Source organism: Streptococcus agalactiae ATCC 13813 (assembly GCF_000186445.1).
Taxonomy (GTDB): domain Bacteria; phylum Bacillota; class Bacilli; order Lactobacillales; family Streptococcaceae; genus Streptococcus; species Streptococcus agalactiae.
This window is the reverse complement of record NZ_GL636070.1, coordinates 1,242,895-1,257,171: the sequence shown is the minus strand read 5'-3', so window position 1 is coordinate 1,257,171 and position 14,277 is coordinate 1,242,895. Positions and strand designations below refer to the sequence as shown.

General features: G+C 34.7%; 12 protein-coding genes. 10 read left to right on the top strand and 2 right to left on the bottom strand.

Annotation, left to right across the window (positions count from 1 at the left end):
* Together gatD and murT are read right to left on the bottom strand one after the other, a co-directional pair.
* Positions 1 to 784, bottom strand: a 784-nt coding sequence (gene gatD / locus HMPREF9171_RS107210) for a lipid II isoglutaminyl synthase subunit GatD (RefSeq protein WP_000222745.1), incomplete at its 3' end; no start/stop codon positions are given.
* Positions 784 to 2,127, bottom strand: coding sequence for a lipid II isoglutaminyl synthase subunit MurT (murT, locus tag HMPREF9171_RS107215; RefSeq protein ID WP_000700877.1), 1,344 nt, complete (start codon positions 2,125 to 2,127; stop codon positions 784 to 786). The genes murT and gatD, both read right to left, overlap by 1 nt.
* Positions 2,128 to 2,266: 139 nt before the next feature.
* Here murT and cdaA point away from each other — a divergent pair, with 139 nt between their 5' ends.
* From cdaA to cas9, 10 genes are all read left to right on the top strand, one after another.
* The gene (cdaA, locus tag HMPREF9171_RS107220; protein WP_000350949.1) at positions 2,267 to 3,118 is read left to right on the top strand and encodes a diadenylate cyclase CdaA; all 852 of its coding nucleotides are present in this window, start codon (positions 2,267 to 2,269) and stop codon (positions 3,116 to 3,118) included.
* Between the two features lie 2 nt (positions 3,119 to 3,120).
* Complete coding sequence (locus HMPREF9171_RS107225) at positions 3,121 to 4,080, top strand: CdaR family protein (protein ID WP_000713236.1); 960 nt, start codon at positions 3,121 to 3,123, stop codon at positions 4,078 to 4,080.
* 53 nt (positions 4,081 to 4,133) lie between these two features.
* Positions 4,134 to 5,486 carry a phosphoglucosamine mutase gene (gene glmM, locus HMPREF9171_RS107230; RefSeq protein ID WP_000521427.1) on the top strand — a complete coding sequence of 451 codons (1,353 nt, stop codon included), beginning with the start codon at positions 4,134 to 4,136 and terminating at the stop codon, positions 5,484 to 5,486.
* 122 nt (positions 5,487 to 5,608) lie between these two features.
* Positions 5,609 to 5,980 (top strand): YbgA family protein, encoded by a 372-nt coding sequence (locus HMPREF9171_RS107235; RefSeq protein WP_000159234.1) that lies wholly within the window; start codon positions 5,609 to 5,611, stop codon positions 5,978 to 5,980.
* Positions 5,981 to 6,004: 24 nt separating this feature from the next.
* Positions 6,005 to 6,385 (top strand): TIGR02328 family protein, encoded by a 381-nt coding sequence (locus HMPREF9171_RS107240; protein ID WP_001241816.1) that lies wholly within the window; start codon positions 6,005 to 6,007, stop codon positions 6,383 to 6,385.
* Positions 6,386 to 6,477: 92 nt separating this feature from the next.
* Positions 6,478 to 7,608: a radical SAM family heme chaperone HemW gene (gene hemW, locus HMPREF9171_RS107245; protein ID WP_000914659.1), complete on the top strand. Its 1,131-nt coding sequence runs from the start codon at positions 6,478 to 6,480 to the stop codon at positions 7,606 to 7,608.
* Positions 7,609 to 7,611: 3 nt separating this feature from the next.
* Positions 7,612 to 8,349: an acyl-ACP thioesterase domain-containing protein gene (locus tag HMPREF9171_RS107250; RefSeq protein ID WP_000523795.1), complete on the top strand. Its 738-nt coding sequence runs from the start codon at positions 7,612 to 7,614 to the stop codon at positions 8,347 to 8,349.
* Positions 8,350 to 9,120, top strand: coding sequence for a TIGR01457 family HAD-type hydrolase (locus HMPREF9171_RS107255; protein WP_000323544.1), 771 nt, complete (start codon positions 8,350 to 8,352; stop codon positions 9,118 to 9,120).
* Positions 9,110 to 9,766 carry a TIGR01906 family membrane protein gene (locus HMPREF9171_RS107260; protein WP_000653355.1) on the top strand — a complete coding sequence of 219 codons (657 nt, stop codon included), beginning with the start codon at positions 9,110 to 9,112 and terminating at the stop codon, positions 9,764 to 9,766. The genes HMPREF9171_RS107255 and HMPREF9171_RS107260 overlap by 11 nt, the downstream gene beginning before the upstream one ends.
* Before the next feature lie 374 nt (positions 9,767 to 10,140).
* The gene (cas9, locus tag HMPREF9171_RS107265) at positions 10,141 to 14,277 is read left to right on the top strand and encodes a type II CRISPR RNA-guided endonuclease Cas9 (protein ID WP_001040093.1); all 4,137 of its coding nucleotides are present in this window, start codon (positions 10,141 to 10,143) and stop codon (positions 14,275 to 14,277) included.

The following is a 14,277-nucleotide window of genomic DNA, read 5'->3' as shown; positions in this document are numbered from 1 at the left end:
ATTCAAAATCTGCTTTTGATTTAACGTCTCCGTATTCCTCAGGAATCTCTAAAGATAAAATTTCTTCATAACTAGGGAGGACAATCTCCTTACCGTATTTGTTACGGAGGGCAGTTGCCACAAGACGGTAAGCTAGATTAGCATTACGAGAAAGGATTGGACCGTGAAAGTATGACCCAAAAACATTCTTATAATGAACCCCTTCAGTACCATCTTCTTTGTTATTCCCATTTCCATAAATGACAGTTCCTAAAGGTTTTTCGTCTTCTGATAAAAAGGTACGTCCTTGGTGATTCTCAAAGCCATAATATGTTTCATTGAATTCATCGTTATGAATCTTGATATCACCAATATAGCGATTATTATTTTGGTTTAGCGTATAGTGTTCCATAACGCCAATGCCCTCTATTCGTTCTCCATTAGCTTGAATATAGTATTGTCCTAAAAGTTGGAAACCTCCACAAATAGCAAGTACTACACCATTATTTTGAATGAATTTGTTAATGTCTTCTTTCTTACTGGGAAGATCGCGTGCAACAATGGCTTGTTCGTAGTCTTGTCCACCACCAAAAAATGCCATCTGATAATAGTTGGGATCAAATCTATCTTCTAATGAAACGATATCAAATGTCATTTGACATCCTAGTTTTTCTCCCACATATTTCATCATTAAGATATTCCCATTATCGCCATAAGTATTTAATAGGTTACCATAAAGATGAGCTACATTAAGAGTGTATTTATAATCTTTGGTAGTAGGAGATTTTAGTGAGGTATAAGTCATTAATTCATCTCCTTTCTGATAGCGTTGTGGTTAGCAAGAATTTCACGAAACTCCAGCATAGCTGTATATGTTGCTAAAATATAAGCATGCTCAGTCTCTTGCTGCTCAATCATTGCCATAATATCTTGCAGTTTATCAGCTTGTTTTATGCGTTTCTCATCATAACCAGTTACACGTAAGCGACGAGCAATTTCAGAGTGGCGAACACCACCAGCAAATATTTCTGGGATATTCATCGTGAGAATAGTTTCAAAATTAGCGTCCCAAATCCAAGAAGTATCAATACCGTCAGCATAATTGGCATTCAGTAGTACTGAGAGAGAGAACGGGTATGGAGCAAGTTTAATCATATCAAGAGCTTGACTAGCTCCTACCGGATTTTTAATCAGAACTAAAGTACATTTTTTATTTCCAATTGTAAAGGTTTCTTGACGACCAAAAACGGCACGGCTTTTATCAAATCCATCCTTAATTTGACTTGGTTCTACACCAAAATATTCAGCAACAGATACTGCCGCCAAAGCATTGTAAATATTATAAAGGCCACCCACGTTGATATTATATTGTTGGCCATCAATAACGAAACCTGATGAAGTATTTGTCAGATGTGTTAGCCTTGTTAAGGCATAATCAAGGTTTGGACGTTCAAAATCACAATTAGGACAAGTGTAGTCACCAAGGTTGGCATATGTGTTCAATCGATAAGTTAAAATTGCTTGACACTTTGGACAGAGAATCCCCTCAGTATTATAGTGTGCTAATCGTGGCTCATGTTTGTCGGTATCAAATCCATAGAATTGCACAGGGTTAGTCACGCTTTTAGAATTAAAAAGTGGACTGTCACCGTTAGCTAAGATAGTAGCTTGCGGAGCGTTAGCAGCTCCATCTAAAATCATTTGATAAGTTGTGTAGATTTCGCCATAACGGTCCATTTGATCACGGAAAATATTGGTAAAGACGAACAAACTAGGCTTTATATACTGTGTAATACGGGGTAAACTCGCTTCGTCTATTTCAAGGACAGCTATTTTTTTACCAGATTTACTTTTCTTAGCTGTTAGGAAGGTTGAAACAATACCTGTAATCATATTTGCTCCACTTGGGTTGGTTACCACCTGACCGAAGGCTTCCTTTAAAATACCAACTGTTAAAGCTGTTGTTAAGGTTTTACCGTTAGTACCAGTCACAACTACAATTTCATAATCTTTGGCAATTGTATCTAGTATATCTTTATCGAATTTGAGTGCTAAACTACCCGGATAAGTAGAGCCACGTCCCATTTTACTTAAAAGGTAATGAGCAGACTTACCGGCAGCCACTCCTAGTGCTGTATTTATTTTCATAAAGATATTTTATCATAAAAAGATGCTTTCTTGCTAAAGAAAATATTATGAAAACATGGTATAATGTAGACGATGGAAAATAAGAAATCAAGGAGTTAAGCAAGCAACTCTTCGACAGGCTACCAGTAGAGAGGAAGATATGGATATTTTTTCAGCTATTGATTCAAAGTTTTGGGCGAGCATTATGGAAAATCCATGGATGATCCTTATTCATCTCATGGATATTATCATAGTAGCTGTTCTGATTTATAAATTTATCAAAGCGCTAGCAGGCACAAAAATTATGTCCTTAATTCAGGGCGTTATTTTGTTTATCATCATTAGATTTGTGTCAGAATGGATAGGGCTAACAACGATTACATTTTTGATGAATCAGATTGTTACTTATGGTGTAATTGCAGGTGTTGTCATCTTTGCTCCAGAGATTAGAACAGGCCTCGAAAAATTTGGGCGAACACCACAACTATTTACGCAACGTTCTCAATTAAGCAGTGATGAAAAGCTAGTAGATGCCCTTGTTAAGGCAGTTGCTTATATGAGTCCGCGTAAAATAGGAGCCTTGATTTCAATTGAACGTACCCAAACTTTGCAAGAGTATATAGCTACAGGTATCCCATTAGATGCAGATATTTCCAGTGAATTGTTAATTAATATTTTCATTCCTAATACACCACTGCATGATGGTGCTGTTATTGTAAAAGATAAAAAAATTGCTACAGCATGTTCGTACTTACCTCTATCAGAATCATCTTCGATTTCAAAAGAATTTGGAACACGCCACAGAGCAGCGATTGGTCTATCAGAGAATTCAGATGCACTAACAGTTATTGTTTCTGAAGAGACTGGTGGTATTTCTGTCGCTTTGAAAGGTGAATTTTTACATGATCTTTCTAAAGATAGCTTTGAAGCAATTCTGAGAACTCAGTTGATTCAAAATCAAGAGGAAAACTCAAAATTAGCTTGGTATAATCAACTATTGAGGAGGAAGTAGACATGAAAAAATTTTTTACAAATAAATTTTGGTTAGGCGTTGTCTCACTCTTTCTGGCTATTTTATTATTTTTAACGGCAACTGCAACAAGTATGAACCATCAAGACAATAGTAAGATTGCAGGAGCGTCTGAGACATATACACATACCCTAACAGATGTGCCAATAGACATCAAATACGATAGTGATGATTACTTTATTAGTGGCTATTCTTATGGGGCAGATGTCTATATGTCATCGGTTAATCGTGTTAAGTTAGATTCTGAAATAAATGAGGATACACGAAAATTTAAAGTAGTCGCTGATTTGACAAATATGAAACCAGGGACTCACAAAGTCCCACTAAAGGTAGTAAATTTGCCATCTGGTGTAAATGCTACGGTTTCTCCAACAACAATTACAGTAACTATGGGTAAAAAGAAAACAAAAGAGTTTCCGGTTTATGGACATGTTAATGATAAGCAAATTAAAGCTGGTTATGCAGTCGATAAGATGTCAGTTGATGTGTCAAAAGTTAAAGTTACTAGTGATGAATCTATTATAGATCGTATTGACCATGTCGCTGCCAATATCCCTGATGATAAAGTTCTTGATGATGATTTTAACAAGACAGTTACTTTACAAGCTGTAACAGCAGATGGTACAGTATTAGCAAGTATTATTCACCCTTCTAAAGCAACTTTATCTGTCAAAGTAAAAAAATTGACCAAGACAGTACCGATTAATTTGATACCAGTAGGACAATTCAGCGATAGTATTTCAAAAATTAACTACAAGTTGAGTCAAGAAAAAGCAGTAATTTCAGGAACAAAAGAGGCTTTAGAAGCTATTTCTGTTATTAATGCTGAGGTAGATATTTCAGACGTAACTAAAAATACAGAAAAGAAAATTAATCTTTCTGCAAACAATGTTTCAGTTGATCCTGCTCAAGTAACAGTTCAATTGACAACTACTAAAAAATAATAGATAATAAAAACGAAAAAAATGGAGGTAGCGTTTTTCGCTAGAAAAAAATTATGGGAAAATATTTTGGTACAGATGGTGTTCGCGGTGAAGCTAATGTTGAACTGACGCCAGAATTGGCTTTTAAATTAGGACGTTTTGGAGGATATGTTCTAAGTCAACACGAAACTGATCGTCCGAGAGTTTTTGTAGCTCGTGATACTCGTATTTCTGGTGAAATGCTGGAATCTGCTTTGATTGCTGGTCTACTTTCAGTAGGTATTGAGGTTTATAAACTTGGTGTTTTAGCCACTCCTGGAGTGTCTTACCTTGTCCGTACAGAAAAAGCTAGTGCAGGGGTTATGATTTCAGCAAGCCACAATCCAGCACTTGATAATGGTATTAAGTTCTTTGGTAGTGATGGTTTTAAACTTGATGATGATCGTGAATTAGAAATTGAAGCTTTACTTGATGCGAAGGAAGACACTTTACCACGTCCATCAGCACAAGGTTTAGGTACTTTAGTAGATTATCCTGAAGGACTTCGGAAATATGAGAAGTTTATGGAATCAACTGGTATTGATTTAGAAGGTATGAAGGTTGCGTTGGATACAGCAAATGGTGCAGCAACAGCCTCAGCTCGGAATATCTTTTTAGACTTGAATGCTGATATAAGTGTTATTGGTGATCAACCAGATGGTTTGAATATCAATGATGGTGTTGGTTCGACACATCCTGAGCAATTACAAAGTTTAGTTAGAGAAAATGGTTCCGACATCGGTCTAGCTTTTGATGGTGATAGTGATCGTTTGATCGCTGTTGATGAAAATGGAGAGATTGTAGATGGTGATAAAATTATGTTTATCATTGGGAAATATCTCTCTGATAAAGGGCAGCTTGCTCAGAATACAATCGTAACAACGGTTATGTCAAATCTCGGCTTTCATAAAGCGCTCGACCGTGAAGGTATTCATAAAGCGATTACCGCTGTAGGAGACCGCTACGTGGTTGAAGAAATGCGTAAATCAGGATATAATCTTGGCGGAGAGCAATCAGGCCACGTTATTATCATGGATTACAATACTACAGGGGATGGACAATTAACAGCCATCCAATTGACTAAGGTCATGAAAGAAACTGGTAAGAAATTATCAGAGTTAGCTAGTGAAGTGACGATTTATCCTCAAAAATTAGTAAATATTCGTGTTGAAAATAACATGAAAGATAAAGCGATGGAAGTTCCTGCAATTGCGGAAATTATTGCTAAAATGGAAGAAGAGATGGATGGCAATGGTCGTATTCTAGTACGTCCTAGTGGTACTGAGCCTCTTCTTAGAGTTATGGCAGAAGCGCCAACAAATGAAGCGGTTGATTATTATGTTGATACTATCGCAGATGTCGTTCGTACAGAAATTGGTTTAGATTAAAACGGCGTTATTCTGCTATAAAGTCGTCAATGTTATAAAATAATAAAGAGAGGGAATTGGAGTGGAGCATCAAGCATACGCCTTTCTCTCTCTTTTTGATTTGAGAAGGGAGTTTAGAGAAAATGACTAAAGAAGCAGAATTATTATGGGCTAAACACAAGTATTTAGTCTTAAGTAAATCTCAGAAAATTTATTTGGATATTAGACAAACTTTGAAATCACCAAATTGTACCGTTTTAGACGTTCAGTCACTCATTGACCAAGCAGTGCTTTTAGAAGAATCACCATCACAAGTGACTAATGCTTATATGCATATATGGGGCTATTTTAAAAATAAGGCAGAGCGTCAAGAAAAAGAAGAATTTTTAACCTTGCTGGAAAAATACAGGAAAACAGGTTATCAACGAAGAAAACTGTTAGCTTTTCTAAAACAGCTATTAGCTAAATACCCAAATTCTTATTTACAAAACTCTTCTATTTTCGAAGAAGAGTAAAAGATTGATAGTTGAGGTATATAAATGAGATTATGGCATCAAGATATTATTGAGTTATTGCCTAGGCAGCAACTTTTAGGACAGCATAGAGAGTGTTGTGCATTGAGAGGGAATGGGTGGGGGAGAAAACATGAGACTGTTGATTATGTTTTTCGATATTCACCTTATAGGTTATTTGCATATCATCAATTAGTTATGGAAGAAATGATGGAGCGTGGGTATCGTGTATCTAAAGAATGGCTAATTGCAGAATATAGGGGAATGAAGTGCCCAAGATATGATACACTTAATCCTGTTGACTTGGAGACACCTATCTATCCTGAGCACAATCAAGACTATCTACAAGAATGTCTATGGAATTTAAAAGCAAAAGGAATTGACCTTCCTATAAATAAGATAAAATAGAGATTTATCTCTATTTTTATTTTGGAATAAAAAGCTATATTATCAAGGTTTAGAGGAGTGTTTTTTTAAGGGCAAAGTGGTAAAATAGAAACATGTTAAAGAAACCAACCTCAGCATATGTACACATTCCATTTTGTACCCAAATATGTTATTATTGTGATTTTTCAAAAGTTTTTATTAAAAATCAGCCTGTAGACGCTTATCTTCAGGCTCTTATCCGTGAATTTCGGTCTTATGATATTACAGAATTGCGCACCTTATATATTGGAGGAGGGACACCTACATCTATAAGCGCTGTGCAACTGGACTATTTATTGACGGAGTTAATTAGAGATTTAAACCTAAATACTTTAGAGGAGTTCACTATCGAAGCTAATCCAGGAGATTTAACCGTTGATAAAATAGAGGTGCTTCAAAAGTCAGCTGTCAATAGAGTTTCTCTAGGAGTTCAGACCTTTAATGATAAACATTTAAAGCGTATTGGACGCAGTCACAATGAGGCACAAATTTATTCTACAATTGATGCTCTTAAAACAGCTGGTTTTCAAAATATCTCTATTGACCTAATTTATGCCTTACCTGGACAAACGATGGATGATGTTAGAAGTAATGTAGCCAAAGCTCTCTCTCTAAATATTCCTCATTTGAGTTTATATAGTTTAATTTTAGAACACCATACTGTATTTATGAATAAAATGCGTCGTGGGAAATTACATTTGCCAACAGAAGATTTAGAAGCCGAGATGTTTGAATATATCATTTCTGAAATGGAAAGAAATGGTTTTGAGCATTATGAAATTTCTAATTTTACAAAGCCGGGTTTTGAAAGTCGTCATAATTTGATGTACTGGGAGAATGTAGAATATTATGGTGTTGGTGCAGGTGCTTCTGGTTATCTTGATGGTATTCGTTATCGTAATAGAGGGCCAATACAACATTATCTAAAGGGTGTTTCAGAAGGTAATGCAAGGTTATCTGAAGAAGTATTATCAAAAAATGAAATGATGGAAGAGGAGCTTTTCCTCGGTCTTCGTAAAAAAGAGGGTGTTTCCATCGGAAAATTTGAACAAAAATTTGGAACGTCCTTTGAGAAACGTTACGGTCAAATTGTTCAAGAACTCCAAAGTGATGGGCTTTTGAAAGAAAATAATGGTTTTATCCAGATGACTAAAAAAGGTCTCTTCTTAGGAGATACGGTTGCCGAGAAATTTATTGTGGAGTAAAAAATGGGTTTATTATATCGAGAAACTTACGAAGTGCCTTTTTATGAATCAGACACTAATCATTATATGAAATTACCGCAGTTGTTGGCTTTAGCGTTACAAATTTCAGCCAAACAATCTTTAAAATTAGGAATAGGCGATGACATCGTTTTTAAAAGATACGGATTGGTTTGGGTCGTTACAGATTATATTATTGATATTGAGCGTTTACCCAAGCATGCTGAAAAGATAGTCATTGAGACTGAAGCCAAAGCTCATAATAAATTATTGTGTTACCGCTATTTTTATATTTATGGTGAAGACGGGCAAAAAATAATAACGATTTCATCTGCTTTTGTCTTAATGGATTTTAAAACACGGAAGATTCATCCTGTTCTTGATGATATTACTTCAATTTACCAATCCCAAAGAATCAAAAAAGTTATTCGAGGGCCGAAATATCATCCCATTGGAGATAGTAAAGTTAAACAATACCATGTTCGTTATTTTGATTTAGATATGAATGGACATGTTAATAATAGTAAGTATCTAGAATGGATGTATGATGTGTTGGACTTAGATTTTCTAAGTAGCCACATTCCTAAAAAAATTGATTTAAAATATATTAAGGAAATTCAATATGGTACGGATATTAAGTCTCATTGGTATCAAGATGGTCTTGTGACACGTCATGATATTATTGGTGGCGATGCTATTCATGCTCAAGCTAGGATTGAATGGCAGGAAAAAAAGGAGGATTAAATGGCTTATAAAGGATATCTTATTGATTTAGATGGTACTATTTACAAAGGGAAAAGTCGTATCCCAGCAGGAGAGCGTTTTATCGAACGCTTGCAAGAAAAAGGCATTCCTTATATGTTAGTAACTAATAATACGACTCGTACACCAGAAAGCGTTCAGGAAATGCTTCGAGGTTTCAATGTTGAAACACCACTTGAAACAATCTATACCGCAACTATGGCTACGGTTGACTATATGAATGATATGAACCGTGGGAAAACAGCTTACGTTATTGGTGAAGAAGGGCTTAAAAAAGCTATTGCAGATGCAGGTTATGTGGAGGATACAAAAAATCCAGCCTATGTGGTTGTTGGTTTAGATTGGAATGTTACTTATGATAAATTGGCAACTGCTACGTTAGCAATTCAAAATGGTGCTTTATTTATTGGAACCAATCCAGATCTGAATATTCCTACTGAACGTGGTTTATTACCCGGTGCTGGCTCCTTAAATGCTTTATTAGAAGCCGCAACGCGTATAAAACCAGTCTTTATTGGAAAGCCAAATGCCATCATTATGAATAAGGCACTTGAAATTTTAAATATTCCTAGAAATCAAGCAGTCATGGTCGGTGATAATTATTTGACAGATATCATGGCTGGTATTAATAATGATATTGATACTTTGTTAGTAACAACGGGTTTTACAACAGTTGAAGAAGTACCAGATTTACCAATTCAACCAAGTTATGTTTTAGCAAGTTTAGATGAATGGACATTTAATGAAGGATAAGTTATTAGTAGTTTTAACTTGGATTTGGATTATATCGTTAGCAACTCTAGCTACAATTTATATTGCTTGGTTGATCTATCCTATAGAAATTCAGTTTTTAAAATTAGAAAAGGTTGTGTATTTAAAGGCTGAAACAATTTATTATAATTTTAATAAGTTGATGATATATCTGACTCATCCTTTTATCTCTGATTTAAATATGCCTAGCTTTCCTTCTTCAGAGGATGGTTTAAAGCATTTTGCGGATGTAAAATATCTTTTTACTCTAGCGCATGGGCTTTTTGTTATACTAACTTTTCCAGTTATTTATTTTTTAAGACATGGATGGAAGCAAAAAAGTATCTTTCTATATGAAGGCTTTTTCAAGATAGCTATTATGTTGCCTATTTTTATTGTAGTATGTGCCTTTCTGTTGGGTTTTGACCAGTTTTTCACTCTATTTCATGAGGTGCTTTTTCCAGGAGATTCTACTTGGCAATTTAATCCTCTAACGGATCCAGTAATTTGGATACTTCCTGAAACTTTTTTCCTCCATTGTTTCATCATTTTTTTGTTAATCTATGAAACAATAACTATAATTCTTTTGATAATAGGTAGAAAACATTTAAAATTAAGAAAATATAAAAATAAAATGCAAGCCTTATAATAGTGCTTGCATTTTGTTTGCGATTTTTTATAATACAAATATGAGAAATATCGGAATTATAACAATGACATAAAAAAGCACCGAATCGGTGCTCACTTTTTCAAGCTGAATACGGACTAGCCTTATTTTAACGCGCTGTGCTGTTTCGAATAATTCCAACAAAATTATTATATGTTATTTTAATGTAATAATCAAGTAAAAAATAAAAATCAGCAAAGCTTTAAAACTTAAAACATACTTTAGGATATTTTAACAAATAACAGATGAAAGATAAAGATAATGCTTTTAAAACTCAAAAGAATAATATATAATTAAAGTATGTTTTAAAGGTATTGTTTTTTTAGAATGGTGTTTTAAATAAAAGGAGAAAAGTTATGAATAAGCCATATTCAATAGGACTTGACATCGGTACTAATTCCGTCGGGTGGAGCATTATTACAGATGATTATAAAGTACCTGCTAAGAAGATGAGAGTTTTAGGGAACACTGATAAAGAATATATTAAGAAGAATCTCATAGGTGCTCTGCTTTTTGATGGCGGGAATACTGCTGCAGATAGACGCTTGAAGCGAACTGCTCGTCGTCGTTATACACGTCGTAGAAATCGTATTCTATATTTACAAGAAATTTTTGCAGAGGAAATGAGTAAAGTTGATGATAGTTTCTTTCATCGATTAGAAGATTCTTTTCTAGTTGAGGAAGATAAGAGAGGGAGTAAGTATCCTATCTTTGCAACAATGCAGGAGGAGAAATATTATCATGAAAAGTTCCCAACGATTTATCACTTGAGAAAAGAATTAGCTGACAAGAAAGAAAAAGCAGACCTTCGTCTTATTTATCTTGCCCTAGCTCATATCATTAAATTCAGAGGGCATTTCCTAATTGAGGATGATAGATTTGATGTGAGGAATACTGATATTCAAAAACAATATCAAGCTTTTTTAGAAATCTTTGATACAACTTTTGAAAATAATGATTTGTTATCTCAAAATGTAGATGTAGAGGCAATTCTAACAGATAAGATTAGCAAGTCTGCGAAGAAGGATCGCATCTTAGCGCGGTATCCTAACCAAAAATCTACTGGTATTTTTGCAGAATTTTTGAAATTGATTGTCGGAAATCAAGCTGACTTCAAGAAACATTTCAATTTGGAGGATAAAACACCGCTTCAATTCGCTAAGGATAGCTACGATGAAGATTTAGAAAATCTTCTTGGACAGATTGGTGATGAATTTGCAGACTTATTCTCAGCAGCGAAAAAGTTATATGATAGTGTCCTTTTGTCTGGCATTCTTACAGTAATCGACCTCAGTACCAAGGCGCCACTTTCAGCTTCTATGATTCAGCGTTATGATGAACATCATGAGGACTTAAAGCATCTAAAACAATTCGTAAAAGCTTCATTACCTGAAAATTATCGGGAAGTATTTGCTGATTCATCAAAAGATGGCTATGCTGGTTATATTGAAGGTAAAACCAGTCAAGAAGCTTTTTATAAATATCTGTTAAAATTGTTGACCAAACAAGAAGGTAGCGAGTATTTGCTTGAGAAAATTAAGAATGAAGATTTTTTGAGAAAACAGAGAACCTTTGATAATGGCTCAATCCCGCATCAAGTCCATTTGACAGAATTGAGGGCTATTATTCGACGTCAATCAGAATACTATCCATTCTTGAAAGAGAATCTAGATAGGATTGAAAAAATCCTTACCTTTAGAATTCCTTATTATGTCGGACCACTAGCACGTGAGAAGAGTGATTTTGCATGGATGACTCGCAAAACAGATGACAGTATTCGACCTTGGAATTTTGAAGATTTGGTTGATAAAGAAAAATCTGCGGAAGCTTTTATCCATCGTATGACCAACAATGACCTCTATCTTCCAGAAGAAAAAGTTTTACCAAAGCATAGTCTTATTTATGAAAAATTTACTGTTTACAATGAATTAACGAAGGTTAGATTTTTGGCAGAAGGCTTTAAAGATTTTCAATTTTTAAATAGGAAGCAAAAAGAAACTATCTTTAACAGCTTGTTTAAGGAAAAACGTAAAGTAACTGAAAAGGATATTATTAGTTTTTTGAATAAAGTTGATGGATACGAAGGAATTGCAATCAAAGGAATTGAGAAACAGTTTAACGCTAGCCTTTCAACCTATCATGATCTTAAAAAAATACTTGGCAAGGATTTCCTTGATAATACAGATAACGAGCTTATTTTGGAAGATATCATCCAAACTCTAACCTTATTTGAAGATAGAGAAATGATTAAGAAGCGTCTTGACATCTATAAAGATTTTTTTACAGAGTCACAGCTTAAAAAGCTCTATCGCCGTCACTATACTGGCTGGGGACGATTGTCTGCTAAGCTAATAAATGGCATCCGAAATAAAGAGAATCAAAAAACAATCTTGGACTATCTTATTGATGATGGAAGTGCAAACCGAAACTTCATGCAGTTGATAAAAGATGCTGGTCTATCATTTAAACCAATTATTGACAAGGCACGAACTGGTAGTCATTCGGATAATCTGAAAGAAGTTGTAGGAGAACTTGCTGGTAGCCCTGCTATTAAAAAAGGGATTCTACAAAGTTTGAAAATAGTTGATGAGCTGGTTAAAGTCATGGGCTATGAACCTGAACAAATCGTGGTTGAAATGGCACGTGAGAACCAAACGACAGCAAAAGGATTGAGTCGTTCACGACAACGCTTGACAACCTTAAGAGAATCTCTTGGTAATTTGAAGAGTAATATTTTGGAAGAGAAAAAGCCTAAGTATGTAAAAGATCAAGTCGAAAATCATCATTTGTCTGATGACCGTCTTTTCCTATATTACCTTCAAAATGGTAAGGATATGTATACTGATGATGAGCTTGATATTGATAATTTAAGTCAATATGATATTGACCACATTATTCCTCAAGCTTTCATAAAAGATGATTCTATTGATAATCGTGTTTTGGTATCATCTGCTAAAAATCGTGGAAAATCAGATGATGTTCCTAGCATTGAAATTGTAAAAGCTCGCAAAATGTTCTGGAAAAATTTACTGGATGCTAAGTTAATGAGTCAGCGTAAGTATGATAATTTGACTAAGGCAGAGCGCGGAGGCCTAACTTCCGATGATAAGGCAAGATTTATCCAACGTCAGTTGGTTGAGACACGACAAATTACCAAGCATGTTGCCCGTATCTTGGATGAACGCTTTAATAATGAGCTTGATAGTAAAGGTAGAAGGATCCGCAAAGTTAAAATTGTAACCTTGAAGTCAAATTTGGTTTCAAATTTCCGAAAAGAATTTGGATTCTATAAAATTCGTGAAGTTAACAATTACCACCATGCACATGATGCCTATCTTAATGCAGTAGTTGCTAAAGCTATTCTAACCAAATATCCTCAGTTAGAGCCAGAATTTGTCTACGGTCTGTATAGACGGAAAAAACTATCGAAAATCGTTCGTGAGGATAAGGAAGAAAAATATAGTGAAGCAACCAGGAAAATGTTTTTCTACTCCAACTTGATGAATATGTTCAAAAGAGTTGTGAGGTTAGCAGATGGTTCTATTGTTGTAAGACCAGTAATAGAAACTGGTAGATATATGGGAAAAACTGCATGGGATAAAAAGAAACACTTTGCGACAGTTAGAAAAGTCTTGTCATACCCTCAGAACAATATCGTGAAGAAGACAGAGATTCAGACGGGAGGCTTTTCTAAGGAATCAATTTTGGCGCATGGTAACTCAGATAAGTTGATTCCAAGAAAAACGAAGGATATTTATTTAGATCCTAAGAAATATGGAGGTTTTGATAGTCCGATAGTAGCTTACTCTGTTTTAGTTGTAGCTGATATCAAAAAGGGTAAAGCACAAAAACTAAAAACAGTTACGGAACTTTTAGGAATTACCATCATGGAGAGGTCCAGATTTGAGAAAAATACATCAGCTTTCCTTGAATCAAAAGGTTATTTAAATATTAGGGACGATAAATTAATGATTTTACCCAAGTATAGTCTGTTCGAATTAGAAAATGGGCGTCGTCGATTACTTGCTAGTGCTGGTGAATTACAAAAAGGTAACGAGCTAGCCTTACCAACACAATTTATGAAGTTCTTATACCTTGCAAGTCGTTATAATGAGTCAAAAGGTAAACCAGAGGAGATTGAGAAGAAACAAGAATTTGTAAATCAACATGTCTCTTATTTTGATGACATTCTTCAATTAATTAATGATTTTTCAAATCGAGTTATTCTAGCAGATGCTAATTTAGAGAAAATCAATAAGCTTTACCAGGATAATAAGGAAAATATACCAGTAGATGAACTTGCTAATAATATTATCAATCTATTTACTTTTACCAGTCTAGGAGCTCCAGCAGCTTTTAAATTTTTTGATAAAATAGTTGATAGAAAACGCTATACATCAACTAAAGAAGTACTTAATTCTACTCTAATCCATCAATCTATTACTGGACTTTATGAAACACGTATTGATTTGGGTAAATTAGGAGAAGGTTGA